This window comes from Arsukibacterium sp. (assembly GCF_033722355.1).
Lineage (GTDB): Bacteria > Pseudomonadota > Gammaproteobacteria > Enterobacterales > Alteromonadaceae > Alishewanella.
In genome coordinates, this window is sequence record NZ_JAWVZF010000023.1 from 1 (window position 1) to 24787 (window position 24787).

Consider the following 24787-nt stretch of genomic DNA (forward strand, 5'->3'; position numbering starts at 1 on the left):
ATGCTTCAAACTCGTTTGAAGCGGGAGGCGTATGTTACACTTCCCAGATTTTAAGTCAAGCGTGATAAGGTGTCTTTTTTACCAAACAACTTGTCACGTTTGACCCTTTGTTACTAATCTCGCTTTTCGGGGCTTTCGTTGCCACCTTGAAGCGAGGGCGCCATTTTAGTGATTTAAACCTGACTGTCAAGCGTCTTTTTGAAAGATTTTTGCAAGCCGGTTTATCTCACCTGAAGCCTGCTTAGCGCAGCACCCCTTGGCATGGCGCGCATTATAGGGCGTTTTAAATAAGCTGCAAGCGATAAATTGGCAAAATTCTGGTTTTGAATACTAAGTGCCTATAATTCACACTTTTTGAATGTTTTTACTGCAGTGTTATTTGTTGCAAAGCGTTTTTTTCTGTTGGCTGCTTAAGATCTAACCGCTAATATAGATTCGCTTATGGTTATTAAGCTCTTTTTTTTTCTCTGTATTTAGGAATTAATTATGTCACCAACATTACGTGCTTCATTACCTTATACCCTGGCATTGGCCGTGCTGGCTTATTTTGGATTTGCATTCTTTACACTTGAAATTAATCAGGCCTGGTTTGTTGTTATCGGTGTTTTGCTCGCTGGCATTTTAGTGCCCATACTAGTGGATGTTAAAGGTGCTGCAGATACAGCGCCTGTGGTTCCTGCTGATTTCGATGGGGAGACTGCCACCTTATATGTAGGTAATCTTCCTTATCGGGCAAACGAAGATGCAGTTAAAGAGTTATTTTCTTCTTATGGTGCCGTTATAAACGTACGTCTGATGAAAGACAGACAGACCGGCCGGCGCCGCGGTTTCGGCTTTGTCGAGGTTTCTGCCAAAGATGCGGCTAAGATGATTAACAAACTTAACGACTTCGAATTTCAGGAAAGAACTTTAAAAGTACGTGAAGCAAAAGAGCGTCAGGAAGACGACAGTCAGCAATAAGGCTGTCTGTCGTAACTGACTGCCCGCAGCCTGAATCCTGACTCAGCTTTATTACGCCGGTATTTAACCGGCGTTTCTCTGTTTAGTTTTCGCAATAATCTGCACTCGAACTAACTTGGGTTTGCGTCACAGCCAAAAAGCCCTAAAATACCCGCCTTTTTATTATAAGCAGAGATGATTATGCGAATAGGTCAGGTATTTCCCGCTGATTATGAATCCCAGTTAGCGACTAAAAAAGCGCTGTTGCAAGATCTTTTCGCAGCGTATGCCTTACCCGATATATCGTTATACCGCTCTGAGCCACAGCATTTCAGGCAGCGCGCTGAATTCCGGATCTGGCACGATGGCGATGATATTTATCATGCGATGTTTGACCCACAAACCAAACAAAAAGTCCGGATAGACTATTTTCCAGTGGCTGCCAAACTGATCGCTGATTTTATGCCTGTTCTTCTTAGCAAAATTCAGTACAACCATCCTCTTCGCTATAAACTTTATCAAGTCGATTATCTGGCAACATTATCAGGCGAGCTGCTGATCAGCATGATTTACAAAAGACAGTTAGATGAGCAGTGGCAACAGGCTGCAGAACAGTTAACTAAAGAGCTGCTACCGGACTGGCCTGTAAAAATAATTGGCCGGGCCCGCAAACAGAAGATCGTTTTAACTGATGACTTTGTCACTGAACGCTTTACGGTTAACGAGCAGACCCTGGCCTATCAGCAGGTTGAAGGTAGCTTTACTCAACCGAATGCAGGCGTAAATCAACAGATGCTTAACTGGGCTAACCAGTTAGCTGGTAAGCGAAACAGCGACTTGCTGGAGCTTTATTGTGGTAATGCAAATTTCTCGCTGGCATTAGCAGACTGTTTTAACCAGGTGGTTGCAACTGAAATTTCAAGAACCTCAATCAAGTCAGCAGAACACAATATTAAACTTAACAATATTAATAATGTTCAGGTATTACAGATGTCTGCTGAGGACGTGTCACAAGCATTGCTGACGGGTAGCGCATTAAAACATATCGATTTGGCAGGTATGAGCTTGAATACCGTGTTGGTTGATCCCCCACGCGCCGGTCTGGACAACGACACGTTGCAACTGGTTAGTCAGTTTAACGATATTATTTATATTTCCTGCAATCCACAGACTCTGGCTGACAACCTGGATTACCTGAATAAAACCCATCGGGTTGTCAATGCAGCACTATTTGACCAGTTTCCTTACAGTCATCATGTTGAAACCGGGCTCTGGTTACAGAAGCGTTAGCTCTTGGCTTTATTCCTGCCGTAGCTGGCAGCACCATGAGCAAGCCAACGCAGCTGCGTGACAGTGCGACTGGTCAAGCTGGCATAGTGTTCGGGGGGTGCGTCCAGCGCATCAGCCCCGGTATGAAAAACCAGGGTCACCATTGCTTCTGCCTGAAGTTGTGCCAGTTCATCCGGGCAAGCCGTTTCTTTTCGCAGGTAATGAGCCAGCTCGGCAGAAAAATGCTGAATTTCACGGGCAACCGCAGCCCGAAATGCGGCAGAGGTGCCTGAACGTTCGCGCAGTAATAAGCGGAAGACGTTGCTGTTACCGGTTACAAATTCCATAAAGGTTTCGATAGAGGTGCTGATAACGCTGCCATTTTTTTCAATGCGTTGCCGGGCCTGACGCATTAACTGGCGGAGCATTAAACCGGCTTCATCCACTAAGGTTAAACCCAGTTCGTCCATATCGGCAAAATGGCGGTAGAACGATGTCGGCGCAATACCAGCTTCGCGAGCCACTTCGCGCAAACTTAAACTGGCGAAACTTTTCTCAGCACTTAACTGAGAAAAAGCGGCTTCTATTATAGCCTTACGTGTTCTTTCTTTTTGTTGCGCTCTGTTCACGACCCATCCTACAGAAAAAATAGCTATTTTATACCTTGACCTGGCTCTGCTGGCTAGTTAAATTGGCGTACAGTTGTAAGCTCAAAGTACCTCATATGAAAAAAGCCCCGATAATCTGGACGACCACCCTCTTATTCAGCGTCACTTTTCTTGTCGCGGCCATCGCGGTTCCATGGTATGCCGTCGCGGTTGGCTTTGGCTGGTTTGAAATTATCGCGACAATATTAGCGCTTGGCTACTGCGGTATGTCAATAACTGCTGGTTATCATCGGTTATGGGCCCATAAAACCTATGATGCCCATCCGATACTGCAGTGGTTTTTTGCGATTGGCGGCGCCTTCGCGCTGCAAAACAGCGCGCTGCACTGGTCTTCTGATCACCGTGACCATCATCGGCACGTTGATAATAATGATAAAGATCCCTATTCAGCGGGCCGGGGTTTCTGGTACAGCCATATCGGCTGGATGCTGCGCGACTATCAGGGCGATGTCTATAGCGATTATGCCAATGTCCGTGATTTGCAGAAAAACCGGATTGTTGCCTGGCAGCACAAACACTATTTATTATTGACGATTGCGACCAACCTTGGCATTCCGTTATTACTGGGATGGATAAGCGGCAATATGCTGGGCATGATATTAAGTGTTGGTGTATTAAGGCTGGTGTTAAGCCATCATTTTACCTTTTTTATTAACTCGCTTGCTCATATCTGGGGTAGTCAGCCCTATACTGACAAAAACTCAGCACGGGATAACGGCGTGCTGGCCTTTTTGACCTATGGTGAGGGGTATCATAATTATCACCACATTTTCGAGTATGATTACCGAAATGGCATCAGGTGGTGGCAGTTTGATCCCACGAAATGGTTTATCAAAACCGCCAGCTATATCGGACTGACCAAAAACCTGCGGACAGTACCAGAAGAACGTATCGCTATGGCCAAAGCAAAAATGCAACTGCTGAGGGCTCAGCAAAAAGCCCAGCTGCTGCCTAATTCTGAACAGTTGTTACAATTGCTTGAACGGGAATATGAATTGCTCGTAGCCAGAATGCAGGATTTCTATCTGCTGAAAAAAGAATTTGTTGTTCAGAAAAAACAAGCGTTGATTGAGCAGTATCAGTCAGCCGATTTTAAGCTGCGCTATCGTGAGTTTAAAAATCATTTGCAACAACAACACCGGCATTGGCAAAGGCTGACAGCAGCCTTTAACTGATACTAAAAAGAGGCTGCGGCCTCTTTTTTTGCGTTAAAGACCTGTTATGCTGAAAGGTAATAGTTTGCAGTAGACAAGGCGGGCGTGTGACCGAAAAGAAAATAGCTAAAACAACCGGATATGATTACGACGCAATAGTGATAGGCACCGGCCCCGGGGGAGAAGGCGCGGCCATGTATCTGGCCAAAAGTGGCAAAACAGTCGCAGCAATTGAACGTTATAAATCGGTGGGTGGCGGCTGTACTCATTGGGGAACCATACCCTCCAAAGCGTTAAGACATTCGGTTAGCCGGCTAATTGAGTTTAATGAAAATCCGTTATTTCAATTAGATGATCAGTTAACAAGGCTGACATTTTCTCAGATTCTGAAGCATGCAGCCGGGGTTATTCGCAAGCAGGTAAAATTACGAGCCGGATTTTATGACCGTAATCTGGTTAAGATATATCAGGGTGAAGCACGGTTTATTGATGCACATACGGTGGAAATTACTGACGGTGAAGGCAGCTGCTATACCCTTACAGCTCAGAATATCGTAATTGCAACCGGATCGAGGCCCTATCGCCCTCCTCAGGTTGACTTTAATCACTCGCGCATATACGACAGCGACACCATTTTGTCGCTGGCACATGATCCCAAGCACATTATTATTTATGGTGCAGGCGTTATCGGTTGCGAATATGCCTCCATTTTCCGGGGTCTCGGCGTCAGAGTCGATCTGGTGAACACCCGGGATCGTTTACTGTCATTTATGGATGCAGAAATAACCGACTCCCTCAGCTATCATTTCTGGAATTCAGGCATGACCATCCGTCACGGAGAGGAGTTTGCTCAGATAGAAGGCCATGCTGACGGGGTAGTCCTGCACTTACAATCTGGCAAAAAAATGAAAGCTGACTGTTTTCTGTTTGCTAATGGCCGTACCGGCAATACCGATATGTTAAATCTGTCGGCGATAAACCTGAACGCAGACAGCCGGGGCTTAATCAGTGTTAACGAACGCTACCAAACCAGTATCGACAATATTTATGCTGTTGGTGATGTTATTGGTTATCCAAGTTTAGCCAGTGCAGCTTACGACCAGGGACGTCTAGCAGGTGAAGCAATTGTCAAAGGAAATCTGGATGGTCACCTGATAGCGGATATTCCAGTTGGTATCTACACCATCCCGGAAATGAGTTCGGTTGGCAAAACTGAGCAGGAGCTGACTAACGCAAAAATACCTTATGAAGTTGGCAGGGCTCAGTTTAAACATCTTGCCAGAGCACAAATTGCCAATACCAATGTCGGCAGTCTGAAAATATTGTTCCATCGGGACACGCTTGAAATACTCGGTATTCACTGTTTTGGTGAGCGTGCTGCCGAGATAGTCCATATCGGTCAGGCCATTATGATGCAGACAAACGGTGGTAATAATGTTAATTATTTTGTCCACACAACATTTAATTATCCAACGATGGCTGAAGCATACCGGGTTGCAGCACTGAATGGTTTAAACCGGCTTTTTTAATTTAACAACAAAACGATGCTGTAATAAGCTGAAATATAACACAATAATTATTTTTGTTTTGCCTGATAAATCATTGTAAACTCAGTGAAAGAATAAATTTTGTAGGAAAGTCGTGGAGACCTGTTATGCCAATAGTTCGTTTTAGTCTGGCTTGGATTGCAATCTGCTTCTCCTGGCATGCACTTGCAGATTTTCCTACTGCAAAATCATTATTTGAAAAGCAAGAATACCAGTTGGCAAAACCCCGGTTGGAAAAGCTGGCAGAGCTGGGCCACCTGGAAGCACAATTTCTGGTATCCAGAATTTACGCTGAAGGTTTAGGCACTGAGCCAGACATTAATAAAGCTTATGCGTGGACACTAATTGCCCGTGACCGGGATCACCCTCAGGCAGCTGAAAATTATTTAACTCTCAGACGCAAACTTGAATCACGCCGAGACGGCAAAGAAGTATTCAACGAGCTTAACAGCAAGTATGGTAAAGAAGCCTTGTTTGGTAATTTATATCCAAATGCTAACCGCTTTGTTGTAAGCAGCAATACAAAAATTAAAGCTATTCAACAGGATGAACCAAAGTTCCCCAGTTATTTCGAGCGGGGTGGCGTATCAGCATGGGCGGTGGTTCATTATGATATCAACGAAGATGGTAATGTAGAAAACGCCAAAGTTGTTGCATCGTTTCCGAAAGACGGTATCAATGAATATGTGCTTGAAGCGGTTAAAACCTGGCGTTTTGAACCACCAAGAGATTTATATGGTGACACTAAACGGTTGGAAATGCAGCTACATAGTTTTCAGATCAATGCTTCTCAGGGTTCACAGTCACGCCGGTTTAACCGAGACAATCAGGAATACCTTGATGCCATAGCGGCGGCAGCTCAGGCTGAATTTGCAGAATATCAGTACTTATATGCCATTCTGGCCGAAAGCAATATTATTAAATCTGAAAACCCGCTTCCTTGGTACCAGAAAGCCGCGGTCAATGGCCATCAAGCGGCCCAGTATCGGTTAGCTCAGTGTCTGATAACCGGCAATGGTTGTGATAAAGATCGGAGCAAGGCGGTTAACTGGCTGGCTGTAGCTGCAGAGGGAGGTAACCCCAAGGCTGCCTATCTACTGGCACAAGAGCTGCTGGATAGTAATAACGTCAACTTTGAGCCTCGTAAAGCTGCGCGCTATCTGGAGTTAGCCGCACTGCAGGAATATATGCCAGCGATCACCGATTATGCCTCGCTGCTGGCTATGTCTGATGATCCGGAAATCTATAATCCTAATAAAGCCGTTAGCCTGGCTGAGCAGGGCCGGGCCATCGATCCCAATCATCCTGATTTGTTATCAACCCTGGGGGTTGCCTTTATTGAACTGGGCCAACAGGGTCGGGGTGAAGCCATGTTGCAGCAGGCGATAACCGAGGCGAAAAAGCGTAATTGGGCAACTCAGAATTTTGAAGATTTATTGCTGGACTACCAGACTTCTGTCGCAACCATGAATTAACAAAAAGGCCATCAGATGATGGCCTTTTTTTATTCTTTGTCGCTGGTGTCGATATGGTAAGTCCGGCTTAAAGACTGCACAGCATCAATAAATACCCCAGCCCTTTCAGGATCGACGTCAGGGGTGATGCCATGTCCTAAATTAAACACATGCCCCGACCCCTGACCGAAACTATCTAATATTGACTGAACTTCCTGGCGGATCCGCTCTGGAGAACCCAACAGCACCGAGGGGTCCATATTGCCCTGTAAGGCAACTTTATCGCCGATGCGACCCCTGGCGTTACCAATGTCTGTCGTCCAGTCCAGACCGACGCCATCACAGCCGGTCGCGGCAATCTTTTCCAGCCACTGGCCACCGTTTTTGGTGAATAAGGTGACTGGCACTTTGCGACCATCAGCCTCACGCGTCAGGCCATCGACAATAGTTTGCATATAGCTTAAGGAAAATTCTTGATAATCCCGTGGCGTCAGGATACCGCCCCAGGTATCAAATATCATCACAGACTGAGCTCCGGCAGCAATCTGGGCATTCAGATAAAGTACAACGCTCTGCGCAAGCTTATCCAGTAGCATATGCAGTATTTCCGGCTCGCTGTACATCATTTTCTTTATAATGCTAAACGTTTTGCTGCCACTGCCTTCCACCATATAGGTTGCCAGGGTCCAGGGGCTGCCAGAAAAACCTATCAGCGGCACACTGCCATTAAGTTCACGCCGGATAGTTCGTACCGCATCCATGACATATCTCAATTCCTGCTCCGGATCGGGCACCGGCAAATTTACCACGTCCATAAAGTCACGGATGGGCCGCTGAAACTTAGGGCCCTCGCCCTCACCAAAATATAAACCCAGGCCCATCGCATCTGGAATGGTCAGGATATCACTGAATAAAATAGCGGCATCCAGTGGATAACGTCGTAATGGCTGCAATGTGACTTCACAAGCCAGTTCGGGATTTTTACACAATGACATAAAATCACCCGCAATAGCGCGGGTTGCCCGATACTCTGGTAAATAACGACCTGCCTGTCGCATCATCCAAACGGGTGTCCGGTCAACTGGCTGTTTTAATAATGCGCGCAGGTAACGATCGTTTTGTAACTGCATAATTCATTCGCCTCAAGAAAAATCTGGGCAAGTTTACCATCTGTGACTACCTTACTCTAGGGCATTAATCTGCAGTTCATCTTTTTTATAACCAGCGCTTGTATCCATAACCGCTATCTGTTATAAACTAAAGGCGCTAGTGAAGAATTATAAGCGAGAAGCCTGTTAAACAGGACCATGCTGTACCAAGTTAAGCCACATCTTGTGGCTTTTTTATTGGCTGTTTTTTATGGTGGCAAGCCATATCGCGCTTATCTGCGCATTGTTCAGAATTATTGCTGAAGATTTTTTTGCTGTAGCTGCCTGATAATTCTGCCAGACAAAGTTTCCACCGGCGGTACTTGCGGTAAATCATTCAAATCAAACCAGGCGGCCTCTTCAATCTCATGTGGCTGACAAATAATGTCACCTTGCAGATAGTCTGCTGTAAAGCCGGCCATTAATGAATGCGGGAAAGGCCAGGGTTGGCTGCCGACATAGCGTAAGTTCGTGATGTCTACCCCAACCTCCTCTTTCACTTCACGGGCCGCTGCTTGTTCCAGTGTTTCTGCCGACTCAACAAAGCCAGCAAGGATGGAATAGAAGCCCGCTTTATGCCGGCTAGACCGCGCCAGCAAAATTTGCCCCGGTCGGCTGATACCCACCAGCACGCAAGGCGCTATCCGGGGGTAACAACGATGGCCGCATTTGCCACACAACGTGGCCAGCTCCCAGTTAACCAGGTGCATAGCGCTGCCACATTGGCCGCAAAAGCGGTGTGTTTGTAAAAAAAGGGCAACCTGCAGTGCTCTTGCGCCAAGCTGAAACAGCAGCTCATCCTGGGTTAATAAGCTACGGGCTGAATGCCAGCAAGATTCATCGGCAATCCGGTCGTGGTCTATCAACAAATAACACGATTGTTGCTGATACTGGCCCAGCCAACAGATATGCTCAGGTTCAGCGATTTTCGCCAAATCGGCTAAAGTGCCTTGCGGTACCCGACCTTCATCAGTCAGATACAGACGTCCTTTATTCACAACAAACCAGAATCCCGGTTCATTGTCTGGCAGCGTAATGCTGTGCTTTATCATGGTTAGGTCCTTGCTTGACGTCGGTTATTAGGTTGCATATCAGTATGCTGTTGTTATGATACGGCTTGTCCACTGGGCTGACCAATAAAAAAATGGTTGATCTTTAGTGCGAAATTCTTTTAATTAGAGGTAGCAGAATTTTCACTGCTCTTAAGGAGAAGACAATGTACCGTCGTGTGCAACAAGCGCAACAAAAGTGGGGAGGGTCGTTAACTGCTATAGATAACTGGCTTGATGAGCGGCAGCAGCTTATTGTCAGCTATTGCAGGTTAGCTGGACTACCGCCATTTGAGAAGGATCGCCACACGCTACCTGCTCAGGAGAAAATCCGCGAATTCTGCCAACTGCTGATGGACTACTTGTCCGCCGGCCACTTTGAAGTTTATGAACGCATTGTCGACCAGTGCACCATTAATGGCACAGACTCTCGTAAACTAGCAGACAGCTTATATCCAAAAATTTCGGTATCTACTGACTTAGCCCTGAGTTTTAACGATGCTTACGCTGAGCATTTAAGCACCCGCAACAGTGCTGCATTTGACCGTGAACTTTCTGAATTGGGGCAGGCGTTAGAAGAGCGGTTTGAACTGGAAGATGAGCTGATTGATACCTTGCATGCCAAACACACAGACACCAGCGTATCAGCCTGATTTGTTGACAGGCCGCTAAAAGCTGCAGCGACAACACTTTAGGTGTCGCTGCAGGTCTGGTCGTTATTCGCTGGCAACAATTTCCAGTAATTCAACTTCAAATACTAAAACGCTGTGAGGAGTAATGACGCCCATATCGCGTTCACCATAGGCCAGTTCAGATGGAATGGTGAACTTATACTTTGAACCCACGTTCATCAACTGTACGCCCTCAGTCCAACCCGGTATAACGCGGTTTAACGGAAATTCAGCTGGTGCGTCGCGATCATAAGAGCTGTCAAATTTGGTGCCATCCGTTAAGGTACCGACGTAATGCACTTTTACTACATCAGTAGCCGCTGGTTTTGGTCCCTCACCCTGCTCCAGCACTTCGTACTGCAGACCTGAATCGGTCACCTTTACACCTTCTTTACTGGCATTCTGCTCTAAATAAGCTTTGCCGGCAGCAATCACTGCTTCTGATTCAGCCGCAGCAATTTCTGCCTGCTTGGTCCGGTACTGCTCGTCCAGGCTGGCTAAAAGCTGCTGGATTTCCTCATCACTGACGCTGGATTTACCGGCCAGTCCATCTTTAACACCCTGCATGATTAATTCACTGTTCAGGTCTACAGCAATTTTGTCATATTCCTGGATAGTGCTTTCCAGGTAACGACCTGCTGACACACCAAGGCTGTATGCTTGCTTAGCCTGTTCGGTATCCAGTGCAGGCGCTTCTGGTTGCTTTTCTTTCTGACAGGCGGTTAAAGTTAACATTGCCGCGGCAATCAGTGATAATTTGGTTGTTACGCGCATTCAATTCTCCAATTATTGGCAGCCTGGCTGCAAAAGTGTGTTTTAATATTTTGTCAGGTTCTGACCTATACTAACGGTTTGTGCGAATGAGGTTAACACCCGCAATGAAATATCCTGTGCTTTTTCTCACTTTTTTAATCACCTCATGCACAAAAGTGGAAACAACCGCATTACAGCAGTGGCAACATGTCGCTCAGGGCAGCTATGCAGCCGAGATTGCCTACAATGGTAATTTCGCTGCGGTTTCTTCAGTTCAGCATGGCGTTGCTTACTGGGATCTTGAGCAGAATGCCCTGAAGTACCAATGGCAGCATGATCCTGAACAGGAAAATCTGGTGTTCAGTCTGGCGATAAGCCCGGACAACAGCCATGTGTTGACAGCCGATCAGCAGACATTTGCCCTGTGGCGGACAGATACTGGCCAGAATGCCGGTTTCTGGCAACTGGATCAGTCAACTGTGCGCGATATAGCGGTGTCGGCCAACGGCGCTCATCTGCTGATAGGCAAAAGTGATGGCGCGGTGCAGCATATCACCCTGAGTACCGGCCGGCGGCTGGAGTTTCTGGGTCATACCGAAAAAATTAACAGTGTGGCGATGTCGCCGAATGGTCGTTATGCGCTTACCGGCAGCAACGATTACTATGCTTACCTGTGGGATACCGACAGCGCTCAGATTATTCATAGCTTCAGTCACCCAAGCCGGGTAAGCAAAGTAGCACTGGATCCAAAAGGCCGCTTTGCGTTTACCGCAGACAGTCAGAGTCTCGCCAGGATCTGGGATATTCAGACCGGAGCGCTGGTCAGCACCCTTCAGATTACTGCCCGCCAGCAAATATTTAGTGCAGTGCGCTTCAGCGACGATGGTCAGTATTTACTAACCGGCGCGCCAACCCGAAATGCCGCTCTTTGGCGGGTCAGTGACGGTAAAGAATTGCAGCGCTGGCGGGTGATGCCTCGGGACGGCAGCCGGCCAGCCGGCGCTGTGGTGCATGCAGTAGCATTCTTAAGCCCAACACGTATAATCACCGAAAGTTCCAGTGGTTATGCCGAGGTATGGGAAATTGATTATGACTGAACACGACGCTGCACTACAGCAGCAACTCATTGAGCTGGAGAGTAAACTGGCGTTTCAGGAAGACACTGTCAACAGCCTGAACAATGAATTACATCAGCATCAGCTGCGGATAGAGAAGCTACAACAGCAAGTGATGTTGCTGGCAGAGAAGCTGCGGCAGTTACCTGATGATCAGGGCATTTTACGCCCGGAAGAAGAGCCGCCACCACCACACTATTAATCACAACAGATAATCGTCGCAGTCAGCGGGTTATTCCGGTTTAAATACACCAATAACCTGCTCACTGGCGCGGCTGGCTTTGTTCACCTGCTCCGCCGGCTGCACCATCTGATGGCCGCAGCTGACACATTCAACTTTTTCCACATTATTTTCCAGAAATAACATCATGGTGTCCATCGCATGACATTTCGGGCAACTGGCACCGGCAATAAATCGTTTTTTCTTCCGAACAGTCATAACAATCTCTTATGGTTGGCAGCAATTTTCAGCCTGCCCCTTGGTTTATGCCGTTTATAGCGTAAAATTGGCGCCCTAGTTCAGTATTACAGGTAAAAGCATGATTCAGTTACAGCAGGTTGAACTGCGCCGCGGCCCGCAGGCATTATTTACTGATGCCAATCTTACCGTATTTCCGGGGCAAAAGGTCGGAATTATTGGCGCCAACGGTTGCGGAAAATCCAGCCTGTTTGCATTGCTGCAGGGCAAACTGCATGCTGATGCAGGAGCTGTCAGTATACCAGAGCGATGGGTGATCTCTACTGTTGCCCAGGAAACACCGGCGCTGGATTGCAGTGCGATGGATTACGTGCTGCAGGGCGATGAAAAATTATTTCCATTGTTGCTAAAAGCCCGTAATCAGTGCGGTGACACTGATTTAGGTGCCGTGCATTTGCAAATTGAAGCACTGGATGGTTACCGGGCTGAAGCGAAAGCCGGGGTGCTGTTAGATGGCCTGGGCTTTAGTGGCGATGCTCAGCAACGGCCGGTTAAATCATTTTCCGGTGGCTGGCGTATGCGCCTGAACCTGGCCAAAGCATTAATGCAGCCTGCAGAATTACTGCTGTTGGATGAACCCACCAACCACCTTGATTTAGATGCTGTGCTCTGGCTGGAAAAGTATCTGGCTAATTATCAGGGCACCTTATTGCTGATAAGCCACGACCGGGATTTTCTGGATGCGGTAACTGATAACATTGTCCATATCGATCGCCAGACCCTGACGCTTTACAAAGGCAATTACAGTCAGTTCGAGCGCCAGCGAGCTGAACAGTTATCACAACATCAGGCGAATTTTGATAAACAGCAGCGCCAGGTTGCGCATCTGCAGAAGTTTATCGACCGCTTTAAAGCTCAGGCCACCAAAGCCCGTCAGGCTCAGAGCCGGATTAAAGCACTGGAACGGATGACTCTGCTGGCACCGGCCCATGTTGATTCGCCCTTCAGCTTTAGTTTTCGCGAGCCGAAGTCATTGCCTAACCCACTGTTAAAAATGGAAAACGTCCAGGCTGGCTATGCCGATAATGTTATTTTAAGCCAGATTAAGTTTCAGCTGCTGCCCGGCAGCCGTATTGGTTTGCTGGGACGTAACGGTGCCGGTAAATCGACCCTGATTAAATTATTGTCAGGCAGTATGGCGCCGCAAAGCGGTGAGATCTGGTATGCCAATGGCGTAAGTTTAGGATATTTTGCGCAGCACCAGCTGGAAACCCTGCGCCCGCAGGATTCGCCGTTACAACATCTGGTCCGGCTCGACCCTCTGGTGCCCGAGCAAAAGCTACGCGATTTTCTGGGTGGCTTTGGTTTTCACGGCGATAAAGCGCTGGAGGCCTGCGCGCCCTTTTCCGGTGGAGAGAAAGCCCGGTTGGTACTGGCATTAATTGTTTATCAACGGCCTAACCTGTTGCTGCTGGATGAACCGACCAACCATCTTGATTTAGAGATGCGCGAAGCTATTGTTATGGCGCTGCAGGAGTTTGCCGGCGCCATTGTTATTGTATCGCACGACCGGCATCTGCTCAGTAGCTGTACTGATGAATTTTATCTGGTGGCCCATGGCCGGGTAGCTCCGTTTGAGGGTGATCTGACAGACTATTACCAATGGCTGCAGCAGGATGCCCGGCAAAGCACCAGTAACGCTCAGCCAGATACTCCTGCCAGCAGCAATGTTATCCGCAAAGATCAAAAGCGACTGGAAGCGGAGCTGCGTAATGTGCTCAGGCCACTGAAGCAGAAAATCGAAAAACTGGAGCAGCAACAGCAAAAGCTGACAGAACAACTTGCCGGCATTGAGCAACAGCTGGCCGACGCCGATATTTACAGTGCTGAACGTAAGGCCGAGCTTACTGCCTTATTAGCGAAACAAGCTACTGCCAGCAGCACCCTGGCGGGTATTGAAGAAGATTGGTTTCTGGCTCAGGACGAGCTGGAGCAAAAAACAGAGCAGTTCTGGAAAAATAATGGCTGACAACAGCAATACCCTGGCGAAAGCACCAACCGCGCAACAGCTATGGCAGTTTAGCCTGGCACTGTATCCACAAGTGCAGCCACTCTGTCTGGCGTGGCAGGATAACTTCGGAGTGAATATCAATTTGCTGTTGCTGTTGTGCTATCTGGAGCAACAGCAACTTAGCCTAACTCATCAGCAACTGCTGCAGCTGACAGCAGAGTTGGAGCAGTTTAGTAGTCAGTTTACCCAACCATTACGTGCGCTGCGCCGCAAGAGCAGCAGTGCCAGCCTGTCAACCAGCCAGCAGCAACACCTTAAGCAAGCTTTGCTCCAGGCTGAACTTAAACTGGAGCAGCTTGAACAACAGCTATTGCTTCAACATTGCCCCGCGTTAAACGCCAATGCCCAACCGCTGCTCGAGCTGTATTTTTCGCAGATAAATGCGAAAAGCCCTGCGCTTGCTGCGCAAATTATTGATCTGCGTCAAGCCTGCCGCCAGCTAAACTAGCCACGCTGTCAAACTTTGATCTGCATCAGCTAAGCCAGGCCGCACTTTACCTACACTTACCCTGACAACACAGCAAGAGGGTAAGATTATGAACCTGTGGCATGAATTTCTGAACGATCCGGTGATTTTTATTTCATTTACCGGGCTGGCCATCGTCATTGGCCTGTGCCTGTTTTACGCCATCTATTTTATCTATAAAATTGACCACGATACACCAGAGTCAAAGCAGCATTAAAGCCGGATTGCAGCAGAAAGCGCTGCTTCAGGTTTCCAGATAACTCAGTTTATCCGGTACGCCATTCCAGGCGTCGGCATCTGCTGGCGGGGCTTTTAATTCGGTGATATTGGGCCATAATTCGGCCAGTTCGGCATTGAGCTGAATAAAGCCTTGCTGCGCTGTGGGTACCTGGTCTTCCTGTACTATGGCATTGGCCGGGCACTCCGGCTCGCATAACCCGCAGTCAATGCAAATGGTCGGGCTGATTGCCAGAAAGTTTGGCCCTTCAAAAAATGCATCTACCGGGCATACCGCCACACAGTCGGTGTATTTGCATTTAATACAGTTATCCAGCACCACAAAGGCCATAACATCACAGTTTGCAGACATATCAGGCTGCGGATCATACTGCAGACCAGATAAAAATCAAATAGCGCTGAACAGGCCGGTGAAACAGAAGGCAGATGGCATGGGCTGGCGGCCGGCACCAGGTTGGGGTTAACTCGTAAAAAAAGCACAGGCTAGTTGCTGTGTCCTCTCACAGAGGCGTTCAGTGCAGGCTTGCCAAATACCTTTGTTCGCTATAGGTTAGCGGTATTGTCATGCCGGTTGTCATAACCGGCATGTTGGCAGAGCATCCCTGCAATTCCGGAGCCGATATGACTACTCATAAGCAAATATTAATCGCCGAAGACGATAGTTTTTTGCTGACGCTGCTGGAATTGCAATGCCAGAGTCTGGACATGCAAACCACCAGTGTTGTAGATGGCGAGCAATTGGTTACTGCAGCACTGAGCTACAACTACGACATTATATTAACCGATATTCAGATGCCGCTTTGTGATGGCATTCAGGCAATGCAGATACTGCGGCGTCTGGGCTATGATCGTCCCATCTTTGCCATGTCAGCAGATAGCCTTGATTGCGAAGGGTTCGATTTCATTTTTCAAAAGCCGGTAGATATAACTCAATTAGCTGAGTTACTGTCAGACACACCCCAACATGAAAAACTGCCATTGCAGCTCAGTAGTGAACTAACCGCGTTGTTTTATGAAAATTTAGCCCAACTGAGTCAGCAGTTTGCCAGGGCGCTGGAGAACAAGGAACTTAGCCAAATGCGCCAGATCTGCCATAAAATCAAAGGCGGTGCCGCAAGCTTCGGACACAGTAATTTAACTCAACTGGCGGATCAGCTACAACAACGTCTGCTGGCAGACTGTGCTGAGCCGAATCTTCTCATAGAATGTCAGCAATTTCTGCAGGTAACTGTGCAAGCAGGAGCCGACAGTGAAAGAACCTAAGGTCTTGCTGGTGGATGATATTGATTACAGTCGCCAACTGCTGCGTAATAATATTATGGCGCTGGCCAATGTCAAATTACTGAAATATAAAACATTCAACTTCTTTAACGCCGGCACTGCAGCAGATGCTAAAGCATTATTCATGCTGCATCAGCCCGATATTGTATTTTTGGATATTGAACTACCTGACTTCTCCGGGCTGGAACTATTAGCCCAGTTTAAACAACAAAAACCAGCATGCTTTATCGCCATGATAAGCGGTGCCAGCACACTGGAAAATGTTACGCAAAGTATCAGGATGGGCGCCGCTACTTTTATTGCCAAACCATTTACCGGGGATAAAATTCTGGCGGCGATGCGGTTAATGGAAAAGCAATCCAGCATTCAGACAACCTTGGGTGCGCGGTAACAGAACAAAAAACGCAGAAACATTGTTTAAATAGGGGCAGAATAAATAAGGCTATTCAAAGCGGCCCCAAGGGAAATGGCAGTTCCACCTGCAATGAGTTTGGATCTTTTCTCCCGCAAACATCAGGTTAATATGGCCGAAATGAATTGGCCACTAAATCGCTTTTGGACTGCACTAAAACCATTAAGGACATTCCCTGCAGCTTGGCGTAAAATAGCACCATCTTGTGAGCGCCAGGCCTGTTGCCTGGTCGCAATGACACCGATACGGAACCTGTATGCTGCGCCTGACCGAAATAAAACTTCCGCTTAACCATGATGAAAATGCGCTAACTGCAGCGATTTTAAGTAAATTACAGATACCTGCGGCGCAGCTGCATCGTTTTACCGTGTTTAAACGTGGCTTTGACGCCCGTAAAAAGACCGATATTCAGCTTATTTACACGCTGGATATCGAGGTCGAGAACGAAGCCAAGCTACTGAATACCTTTGCCAAAGACCCGCATGTTAAACCCTCACCGGATACAAGCTATAAGTTTGTCGCTCAGGCGCCGGCTGAGTTAAATGAGCGCCCTGTTGTGATTGGTCTTGGCCCTTGTGGCTTATTTGCCGGTTTATTGCTGGCCCAAATGGGCTTTAAACCGATTATTTTAGAGCGTGGCAAAGAGGTACGTGAGCGCACCAAAGACACCTTTGGTTTCTGGCGTGGCAAAGAACTAAATCCCGAGTCCAATGTACAATATGGCGAGGGCGGTGCCGGCACCTTTTCTGATGGCAAGCTGTACAGCCAGGTGAAAGACCCCAAGCATTATGGCCGCAAAGTAATGAGCGAGTTTGTCGAAGCTGGCGCACCGGATGAAATTATGTATGTCAGCAAACCGCATATCGGTACCTTTAAACTGGTGGCGATGGTGGAGAAAATGCGGGCAAAAATCATTGAGCTGGGCGGTGAAATTCGCTTCAGCAGCAAAGTAGAAAAGCTGAATATTGACAATGGCCAGCTGACCGGGCTTACCCTGGCCAGCGGCGAGCAGCTGCATAGCAAACATGTGGTGCTGGCCGTTGGCCACAGTGCCCGCGATACCTTTCAGATGCTGTACGATCAGGGCGTGTATATCGAAGCCAAGCCGTTCTCAATAGGCTTTCGGATAGAACATGAGCAATCGATGATAGATGAGTGTCGTTTTGGCCCGAATGCCGGCAACCCGATACTAGGCGCCGCCGATTATAAACTGGTGCACCATTGCAGCAATAACCGCACGGTATACAGCTTTTGTATGTGCCCGGGCGGCACCGTCGTCGCTGCGGCATCTGAGCCAGGCCGGGTAGTTACCAACGGCATGAGCCAGTACTCACGGCACGAGCGTAATGCCAATAGCGCTATTGTGGTCGGTATCGATCCTGAGCGCGATTACCCCGGCCATCCGCTGGCCGGTATAGCGCTGCAGCGAAAGCTGGAAGAGCAGGCCTTTAAAGTCGGCGGCGAAAGCTATCACGCACCGGCGCAACTTATTGGTGACTTTTTACAAGGTAAGCCGTCTGCAGAGCTCGGTGAGGTGAAGCCGTCCTATACCCCGGGTATCACCCTGACTGACTTATCCAAAGTATTACCCGACTTTGCCGTTGCGGCTATTCGCGAAGCAATACCAGCGTTTGACCGGCAGATTAAAGGTTTTGCCAAAGCTGATGGTTTATTAACCGGCGTGGAAACCCGCACCTCGTCGCCCATTTGCATTAAGCGCGGCAGCGATTATCAAAGCATTAATGTCAGAGGCCTGTATCCGGCTGGCGAAGGCGCAGGCTATGCCGGTGGTATTTTATCAGCCGGCATTGATGGCATAAAAGTGGCAGAAGCGCTGGCACTGGCCATGCTGGATGCTGATCCTGCTACTGATAACGCCACGACTGCATAACCGCGGTGGCAGACGGACTTCGCCGGCAGTACTACCGCAATGGCCCGCCACACCGGGCCGGTGCAGATGTCAGTTTTGGCGATCTGGTGAAAATATTCGGCTTTAACAGCATTCATATTGGCCGCTGGGTGCAAAGTAGTGAACAACAGCAGGCGGCCAACTTGTTTTTTGATGCACTGTGCGATTTGCAGCTGCTGTTGCAGGTACCCGAGCAGGTTATTTCCTTAAATGGCAGCCTGGCACTCACATACGGTATTGGCGGCCAGCGCGGCGTCTGTGCCCACTACCAGCCGCAGGGCCGCATTTTAGCCCTGGCGAAAAATGCCGGCGGCGGCAGTCTGGCGCACGAGTGGTTTCATGCCTTTGATCACTATATCGCCAGTAAAATGTTCAGCCCGCCACCACAAGCAAACCGCTTTGCCAGCCGCTGCTGGCTGGATAGCACGCCGGTAAAAGCCCATCCGCTGAATGGTCTGTTACAACAGGCGTTTCAAACCTTGTATTTATCTGCAGATGGCCAGAGTGAGAGCGATTTTTTCAAACAATGCCGCACCCTGGATCAATCGCGCCAGCAACTTTATCTGGCCATGCCGGAAGAAATGGCCGCCCGGGCTTTTGAGAATATGCTGCAGCGCCAGTCACTGAAAAACAGTTTTTTAGTGTCCGGCACCCTGCAAAGCGAGGCGGCTAAACGGGGTATTTATCCTGATAAACCACTCAGTTACGCCCTGAGCCAGCTATGGCTGCCATATTTTCAGGCGTTAGGGCAAAGTCTGCGCCGACAACGAAACTGAGAACAGTCATTACCCTGCCGTCTGCTCTGCCAGCAGCGCCTGACAATTGCGCCAGGTCATTGCATAAATCGTTAACTGTGGGTTGGCCCCTAAGCTGGTCGGTAGAATAGAACCATCGAATACCGACAGGTTTTGCAACTGGTGATGCCGCCCCTGTTGGTTCACCACCCCTTTTGCCGGGCTGGCACTCATATTACAGCCGCCCATCACATGGGCTGACGCCACGGTTTGCCGGTATTTTTGCATTGGCAGGTCATTAATGGCGGCTTTAGCTTCCTGCCAGTTGTTATAGAGCCTGGCATCATGATGAATGGGTAATACCTGTCTGGCACCGGCAGCAAACTGCATCTGCGCCATCGACAACAGTGCCTGGCGTGCACCCTGCCACAAATAATCGGTGATGGGATAATCGAGCACCGGCTGTTGCTGATTATCCAGCATCACGCTGCCGCCCTGGCTTTGCGGGTGAAAGCCATCGCGCAGCAATGCTATTGTTACCTGCAGCTGGTTAAAATGCTGCATCAGCTCCGCATGCTGTCTGCCGGTGCCGGTTAGCTTAGTGGCCATCAGTACCGGATGTACCGGCGCCGCTTCCAGCTTATAGCCGATGTGATCATTGTCCGGCCAGACAAACTGATCAGAGTATACCGACTGCGGCGCCCCGGCGTGGCCGTTTATGTTTTCGTCGAACAGCGCACCACTGATAAGCGATGGGTGCAGATAGGTATGCCTACCCAGCCGGCCGGATGGGTCCGGCACGTTGGAGCGAAGTAAAATAGCAGGCGAGCCAATTGCTCCCGCCGCCAGAATATAGTGTTTTGCCTTAATTTGAACACGAACATCGTTTCGTGGCTGAAAGTACTGATTAACCGGCGCTGCCTCAATGCCGGTAATGCGGTCACCCTGCCAGTTTAGTTTACGCACTGACAACCGCGAGATTAACGTTGCCCCCAACGCCATTGCTGCCGGAATAGTACTGACCAGCATCGATTGTTTGCCATTAATCGGGCAGCCCATACCGCAATAGCCAAGGTTAGCGCAGCCATTGACATTGCGGCTGATTATTGTGTGCTGCCAGCCAAGTGCTTCACAGCCCCGCTTAAGCACGCTGTTGTTAGCATTGGCAGGCACCGGCCAGGGCCGGATATGCAGCCGTTGCTCGGCTTTGCCAAAATAAGGTGTTAAATCATCAGTCCCGGTAAAATTCAGGCCAAATTCGCTTTGCCAGTAATCCAGTGTCGGTTGCGGCGTGCGGATAGAGGTTGTCCAGTTGACAGTAGTAGAGCCACCGACAGTACGGCCCTGCAAAATGCCGATTGCCTGATCCCGGGTTTTACGGGCCGCCCCTTCCTGATACAAGTTGGGGTAAGCCCAGCGCTCTTCCATTACAAAATCGTCGCGGGTGTAATAAGCGCCCTCTTCTAACAACAGTACCTTGAGCCCAGCCTGTGCCAGTTGCTCAGCCGCAATACCACCACCGGCACCTGAACCGATGATCACAACATCAGCGTCAAACTGCTTGTCCTGAGTAAACGTGCTGGCATCCAGGTGATTAGTCATCAGCGAAACCTCGGTGCAGTATACGCCAGGGCATCCCAATGCTCAGGCTGGCCATAATAAGCGCCGTATAATAATTCACGCAGGCCGTGATAGGCCTGCTGCAATATCTCAAGAAAACTGTCGCGCCAGCTATCCAGTAATGCCAGCCGCTGTTGCACGGTTAATGCAGCCAGCTGGGTTAAGTGGCCAGTCAGGCCCAGCTGGCTGATGCGATGGGCCAACAGATTAAACAGCTGATGCAGTTCCTGTTGCTGGCGCACTGGCAAAAAAGGCATAAAATCAGTAACAGCCGCTTTGGTGCGCGCAAGTTCAGCCGCAGCCAGGGTCGCATCTTCAGGTAAAGCGCCGTACAATAACGCTGGTAACAATGCTGACAGTACCAGCTCACGGTTACTGGTATCAGCGTTAAAGCTTTGGCGCCAGCCATAAATACTCAGGCTGGCGGCAGCAGCTAACGCGATACCGGATAAAATAAATTGCCGCCGATCCATAGTGCTGCACCATTAGTAAAATTTTAACCATTGTTTATCAGGATACGCGCATTTGCAAGCTCAGCTCAGACCAGTTACTCAGCCCCAATTTAAGCCAGCCTGGTGGTTAAAACATGCCCACCTGCAAACGATATTTGCCAAATACCTGAGCCCGAAATACCAGCTGAATACCACTGCCGAGATGTTCAGTCTGCCTGATGGTGATGAGCTGCAACTTAACTGGCTGCATGCTGAGAACGCCGCAGAGGGCACCCCGCTGCTGCTGTTACTGCATGGCCTGGCCGGTGATATCAACAGCCACTACATTCAGGCAATGCTGGCGCAATGTAAGACCCTGCAATGGTCTGCAGTGATGCTGCATTTTAGGGGCTGCAACGGTAAACCCAATAAATTGCCCCGCGCTTATCACAGCGGCGACACTGCGGATGTGGCGCTGGTGATCAATGAAATTAAACGACGCTATCCTGGCCGGCCAGTTGTCGCAGTCGGTTACTCGCTTGGCGGCAATGTGCTTTTAAAATACTGTGGCGAGCAGGCTGCACAGAACCCCCTTACTGCCGCCATCGCTGTCTGCCCGCCGCTGTCGCTGTCAGCCTGTGCTAAACGGATTAATACCGGCAGCAGCAAGCTTTACCAGCGCTATTTACTGGGCCGGTTAAAGCGCAGCACCTTATTAAAGCTAAAGCAGTTTGCTGATTTCCCACTGCCGTTAACACCCGAAAAAATTCAGCGTTTTGTCAGTATTGAGCAGTTTGACGAACACTATACTGCGCCAATCCATGGTTTTTTAAACGCGCAGGACTACTATCAAAAAGCCAGTGCCAAGGCTTATTTAAAGCATATTGCCGTACCGACTCTGATTATTCACGCCAAAGACGACCCTTTTTTAAGTGATGAAGTGATCCCTGAACCCCGGGAGCTGAATAATTTCATCCGTTATGAACTGACCCAGGGCGGCGGCCATGTCGGCTTTGTTTATGGCAGCCCGTTTCAAGCAAAGTTCTGGCTGAGCCAGCGCATACCCGCCTTCATCAAACAGCAGCTGAATTTATGATCATTCCATACCCCGAAATAGCTCCGGATACCCTACATAACCTGATTGAGTATTATCTGCTGCGAGAGGGTACCGATTACGGCGAGCAGGAGATCCCGCTGCCTGAAAAAGTCGCCGCCGTTCGGCGGCAGTTAAAAAGCGGTGACGTGGTTATCGTTTATTCAGAGCTGCATGAATCGGTTAATCTGATGTCAAAACAGCAATTTCTGCAGCAACCAGCAGAGTAGCCGTCGAAGCTGATAACAAAGACGATTTTTTTTCTTAAAATCAGTTATTGGGGATACTGGCAAACGGGTGTACGAGACAATTTATCCGCGGCTCGCTTTTTTATAGCAGCCAATTTATACTGCCGCTTCTTACTTTTAATGGAGTGTTGTAACCAACCTGTATGAGCCTGTTAATTGCGTTTGCAGTTTTATCGATCGCGGTATCTTTTATCTGCTCCATTCTGGAAGCCGCCCTGCTCTCTGTTACGCCGAGCTACATCGCCCAGCAAAAACTCCAGAATCCAAAGCTTTATGACAGACTTAAAGCACTGAAAGAAAAAATTGACCAGCCGCTGGCAGCTATTTTAACCCTGAATACCGTTGCTCATACAGTCGGTGCAACAGGCGTTGGTGCTCAGGTAACGCTGGTATTTGGTGACGGTTATCTGGGTATTGCTTCGGCGATAATGACCCTGCTCATTTTAATACTTTCAGAAATTATTCCTAAAACCATTGGTGCCCGCTACTGGCCGGCATTAGCACCGATACTGCCGTTTACCCTTAATACTATGATTACCGTGCTACGCCCCTTTATCTGGATGTCTGATCAGATAATGAAGTTATTTGGTGGCAGTAACCACGAGCATGACCTGCGCCAGGAGATCAAGGCGTTAACTGTGCTTGGCCGCGAGATGAATAAACTGGATGAAGATGAACAGCGGGTTATCGCTAATATTCTCGATTTACATGACATTAAAGTCCGAGACATTATGACCCCCCGTACCGTCTGCGAAAGCGCCACCCCGGATGAGCCACTGGAGCAGTTTGCTGAGCGGGTCAGAATCGGCCAGTTTTCCCGCTATCCGGTACTGGATAAAGACGAGTCGCCGCTGGGTATTGTGTTCCGCTATGACATGCTGAATATTACCGATCAGCAGGTGGTGGCAGACCTGATGAAGCCGGTTAAGGTTATCTCAGATAAAATGAGCGCAGAACATCTGATGACTCAGCTGATGCATGAAAGGCAGCATATGTGTTTAGTATATGATGAATACGGTACCTGGCTGGGGCTGGTGACAATGGAAGATGTTATTGAAACCATTATCGGCCAACCCATTATGGACGAAACCGACGATATTCCTAATATGCGGCGCTTTGCCAAAAGACGCTGGGAACACCGGCTGAAAAACCTGTCGGATGACTAATATCGCGCATTAAAAACACAACAGGCCGCAATTGCGGCCTGTTTTTTTCCCTCTCCACTTACACTTTAAACTTACTTACCAGCTCATTCAGCTCTATTGCTAACCGGGTTAATTCGCTGGCACTGGCTGTGGTCTGGCTGGAGCCATCGGCAGTTTGCGCTGCCAAATCACTAATCGAAACGATGTTACGGTCTATCTCCCGCGCCACTTTCGATTGCTCTTCGGCTGCGCCGGCAATCACGTGGTTCTGATCACTAATTGCCATAATATTTTCAGCAATCAGTTCCAGCGCATCCGCTGCCGATTTTGCCACATTCTGTGCATTGTCAGCATTACCACTGATTAGCTGCATGGCATCTACTGCCTCTTTTGCAGAAGACTGTACCTGATGAATCATTTGCTCAATTTCACCGGTCGACGTCTGAGTACGATAAGCCAGACTGCGCACTTCATCGGCTACCACCGCAAAACCACGGCCCGCTTCTCCGGCCCGGGCGGCTTCTATCGCTGCATTAAGCGCCAGCAAATTTGTTTGATCAGCGACACTGCGAATAACCTCGAGCACCTGATTAATATCGGCGACTTTATCTGCCAGAGTATTAATAACCGTGGTACTTTTCTGCACATCAGCATTCATTTTTTCAATGACGCTGCGAGTCTGAACCACTTTCTGAGTGCCGTCTTTCGCTAAGTTAGATGATTGGGCCGAGGCATCAGATGTTTTCAGTGCCGTTTCCGCGACTTCATCTACCGCCGAACTCATTTCAGTAATGGCTGTGGCTGCCTGGCGTACCTCATCATTTTGCAGCTGCAGTGCTTTAGCGGATTCATCCGTTACCACATTCAGCTCTTCTGCTGCTGAAGCTAACTGGTTAGACGAGCTGGCAATATGACTAATCGCTTCGCGCAAATTCTGCTGCATTTGTTTAAGCGC

The 24787-nt window shown here is 48.7% G+C and carries 27 protein-coding genes; 18 read left to right on the forward strand and 9 right to left on the reverse strand.

The genetic code is table 11. The features are described from left to right. Positions 1-486 precede the first annotated feature (486 nt). Positions 487-960, forward strand: a complete 474-nt coding sequence (locus tag R3177_RS04310; protein ID WP_318969804.1) for an RNA-binding protein — start codon at positions 487-489, stop codon at positions 958-960. A gap of 180 nt (positions 961-1140) precedes the next feature. Beyond that, positions 1141-2229 carry a tRNA (uridine(54)-C5)-methyltransferase TrmA gene (trmA, locus tag R3177_RS04315; protein WP_318969805.1) on the forward strand — a complete coding sequence of 363 codons (1089 nt, stop codon included), beginning with the start codon at positions 1141-1143 and terminating at the stop codon, positions 2227-2229. Here trmA and fabR read toward each other — a convergent pair. Next, entirely contained in the window at positions 2226-2837 is a 612-nt protein-coding gene (gene fabR / locus R3177_RS04320; protein ID WP_318969806.1) for an HTH-type transcriptional repressor FabR, read from the reverse strand. The two genes, trmA and fabR, sit on opposite strands and share 4 nt — an antisense overlap. 95 nt (positions 2838-2932) lie before the next feature. Between fabR and R3177_RS04325 the strand changes: the two genes are divergently transcribed. From R3177_RS04325 to R3177_RS04335, 3 genes are all read left to right on the forward strand, one after another. Then, positions 2933-4051: a fatty acid desaturase gene (locus R3177_RS04325; RefSeq protein ID WP_318969807.1), complete on the forward strand. Its 1119-nt coding sequence runs from the start codon at positions 2933-2935 to the stop codon at positions 4049-4051. A gap of 86 nt (positions 4052-4137) precedes the next feature. Beyond that, positions 4138-5559: a Si-specific NAD(P)(+) transhydrogenase gene (sthA, locus tag R3177_RS04330; RefSeq protein ID WP_413229064.1), complete on the forward strand. Its 1422-nt coding sequence runs from the start codon at positions 4138-4140 to the stop codon at positions 5557-5559. Positions 5560-5684: 125 nt separating this feature from the next. Then, positions 5685-7052 (forward strand): TonB family protein, encoded by a 1368-nt coding sequence (locus R3177_RS04335; RefSeq protein ID WP_318969808.1) that lies wholly within the window; start codon positions 5685-5687, stop codon positions 7050-7052. Positions 7053-7081: 29 nt separating this feature from the next. On the opposite strand, the gene hemE is transcribed toward R3177_RS04335, so the two are convergent. Continuing rightward, complete coding sequence (gene hemE / locus R3177_RS04340) at positions 7082-8161, reverse strand: uroporphyrinogen decarboxylase (RefSeq protein WP_413229065.1); 1080 nt, start codon at positions 8159-8161, stop codon at positions 7082-7084. Between the two features lie 272 nt (positions 8162-8433). Continuing rightward, entirely contained in the window at positions 8434-9231 is a 798-nt protein-coding gene (nudC, locus tag R3177_RS04345; protein ID WP_318969809.1) for an NAD(+) diphosphatase, read from the reverse strand. Positions 9232-9395: 164 nt separating this feature from the next. Here nudC and rsd point away from each other — a divergent pair, with 164 nt between their 5' ends. Next, positions 9396-9881 (forward strand): sigma D regulator, encoded by a 486-nt coding sequence (rsd, locus tag R3177_RS04350; protein ID WP_318969810.1) that lies wholly within the window; start codon positions 9396-9398, stop codon positions 9879-9881. 63 nt (positions 9882-9944) lie between these two features. On the opposite strand, the gene R3177_RS04355 is transcribed toward rsd, so the two are convergent. After that, positions 9945-10673 carry an FKBP-type peptidyl-prolyl cis-trans isomerase gene (locus R3177_RS04355; protein WP_318969811.1) on the reverse strand — a complete coding sequence of 243 codons (729 nt, stop codon included), beginning with the start codon at positions 10671-10673 and terminating at the stop codon, positions 9945-9947. A 155-nt stretch (positions 10674-10828) separates the two neighbouring features. Here R3177_RS04355 and R3177_RS04360 point away from each other — a divergent pair, with 155 nt between their 5' ends. Then, complete coding sequence (locus R3177_RS04360) at positions 10829-11749, forward strand: hypothetical protein (RefSeq protein ID WP_318969812.1); 921 nt, start codon at positions 10829-10831, stop codon at positions 11747-11749. Beyond that, entirely contained in the window at positions 11742-11969 is a 228-nt protein-coding gene (locus R3177_RS04365) for a SlyX family protein (protein ID WP_318969813.1), read from the forward strand. The genes R3177_RS04360 and R3177_RS04365 overlap by 8 nt, the downstream gene beginning before the upstream one ends. Positions 11970-11999: 30 nt before the next feature. Here R3177_RS04365 and R3177_RS04370 read toward each other — a convergent pair whose 3' ends face one another. Next, positions 12000-12206 carry a YheV family putative zinc ribbon protein gene (locus R3177_RS04370; RefSeq protein ID WP_318969814.1) on the reverse strand — a complete coding sequence of 69 codons (207 nt, stop codon included), beginning with the start codon at positions 12204-12206 and terminating at the stop codon, positions 12000-12002. Positions 12207-12306: 100 nt separating this feature from the next. Between R3177_RS04370 and R3177_RS04375 the strand changes: the two genes are divergently transcribed. The 3 genes from R3177_RS04375 (at position 12307) to R3177_RS04385 (ending at position 14939) form a co-directional block, all read left to right on the forward strand. Further along, the gene (locus R3177_RS04375) at positions 12307-14214 is read left to right on the forward strand and encodes an ATP-binding cassette domain-containing protein (protein ID WP_318969815.1); all 1908 of its coding nucleotides are present in this window, start codon (positions 12307-12309) and stop codon (positions 14212-14214) included. Continuing rightward, positions 14207-14704 carry a TIGR02444 family protein gene (locus R3177_RS04380; RefSeq protein ID WP_318969816.1) on the forward strand — a complete coding sequence of 166 codons (498 nt, stop codon included), beginning with the start codon at positions 14207-14209 and terminating at the stop codon, positions 14702-14704. Before R3177_RS04375 ends, R3177_RS04380 begins: the two co-directional genes overlap by 8 nt. An 88-nt stretch (positions 14705-14792) precedes the next feature. Further along, entirely contained in the window at positions 14793-14939 is a 147-nt protein-coding gene (locus R3177_RS04385) for a DUF3149 domain-containing protein (protein WP_318969817.1), read from the forward strand. Positions 14940-14966: 27 nt separating this feature from the next. On the opposite strand, the gene fdxA is transcribed toward R3177_RS04385, so the two are convergent. Next, a complete protein-coding gene (gene fdxA, locus R3177_RS04390; protein ID WP_318969830.1) occupies positions 14967-15290 on the reverse strand; it encodes a ferredoxin FdxA in 324 nt (107 codons plus the stop codon). A gap of 290 nt (positions 15291-15580) precedes the next feature. On the opposite strand from fdxA, the gene R3177_RS04395 reads away from it, so the two are divergent. From R3177_RS04395 to R3177_RS04410, 4 genes are all read left to right on the forward strand, one after another. Next, positions 15581-16222, forward strand: a complete 642-nt coding sequence (locus R3177_RS04395; protein ID WP_318969818.1) for a response regulator — start codon at positions 15581-15583, stop codon at positions 16220-16222. Next, positions 16209-16631 carry a response regulator gene (locus R3177_RS04400; protein WP_318969819.1) on the forward strand — a complete coding sequence of 141 codons (423 nt, stop codon included), beginning with the start codon at positions 16209-16211 and terminating at the stop codon, positions 16629-16631. Before R3177_RS04395 ends, R3177_RS04400 begins: the two co-directional genes overlap by 14 nt. Positions 16632-16908: 277 nt before the next feature. Further along, the gene (locus R3177_RS04405; protein WP_318969820.1) at positions 16909-18543 is read left to right on the forward strand and encodes an NAD(P)/FAD-dependent oxidoreductase; all 1635 of its coding nucleotides are present in this window, start codon (positions 16909-16911) and stop codon (positions 18541-18543) included. Positions 18544-18548: 5 nt separating this feature from the next. Then, a complete protein-coding gene (locus R3177_RS04410; protein ID WP_318969821.1) occupies positions 18549-19337 on the forward strand; it encodes a CLCA_X family protein in 789 nt (262 codons plus the stop codon). Positions 19338-19346: 9 nt separating this feature from the next. Here the strand turns inward: R3177_RS04410 and R3177_RS04415 are convergent, their stop codons facing one another. Together R3177_RS04415 and R3177_RS04420 are read right to left on the reverse strand one after the other, a co-directional pair. After that, entirely contained in the window at positions 19347-20897 is a 1551-nt protein-coding gene (locus tag R3177_RS04415; protein ID WP_318969822.1) for a GMC family oxidoreductase, read from the reverse strand. Further along, positions 20897-21388: a hypothetical protein gene (locus R3177_RS04420; protein ID WP_318969823.1), complete on the reverse strand. Its 492-nt coding sequence runs from the start codon at positions 21386-21388 to the stop codon at positions 20897-20899. The genes R3177_RS04415 and R3177_RS04420 overlap by 1 nt, the downstream gene beginning before the upstream one ends. A gap of 52 nt (positions 21389-21440) precedes the next feature. On the opposite strand from R3177_RS04420, the gene R3177_RS04425 reads away from it, so the two are divergent. The 3 genes from R3177_RS04425 to R3177_RS04435 all read left to right on the forward strand — a co-directional run bounded on the left by R3177_RS04425 (position 21441) and on the right by R3177_RS04435 (position 23853). Continuing rightward, positions 21441-22442, forward strand: a complete 1002-nt coding sequence (locus tag R3177_RS04425; RefSeq protein ID WP_318969824.1) for a hydrolase — start codon at positions 21441-21443, stop codon at positions 22440-22442. Beyond that, positions 22439-22669 carry a YheU family protein gene (locus R3177_RS04430; protein WP_318969825.1) on the forward strand — a complete coding sequence of 77 codons (231 nt, stop codon included), beginning with the start codon at positions 22439-22441 and terminating at the stop codon, positions 22667-22669. The genes R3177_RS04425 and R3177_RS04430 overlap by 4 nt, the downstream gene beginning before the upstream one ends. A gap of 161 nt (positions 22670-22830) precedes the next feature. Beyond that, complete coding sequence (locus R3177_RS04435) at positions 22831-23853, forward strand: CNNM domain-containing protein (protein WP_318969826.1); 1023 nt, start codon at positions 22831-22833, stop codon at positions 23851-23853. 58 nt (positions 23854-23911) lie between these two features. On the opposite strand, the gene R3177_RS04440 is transcribed toward R3177_RS04435, so the two are convergent. Continuing rightward, positions 23912-24787, reverse strand: an 876-nt coding sequence (locus R3177_RS04440; RefSeq protein ID WP_318969827.1) for a methyl-accepting chemotaxis protein, incomplete at its 5' end; no start/stop codon positions are given.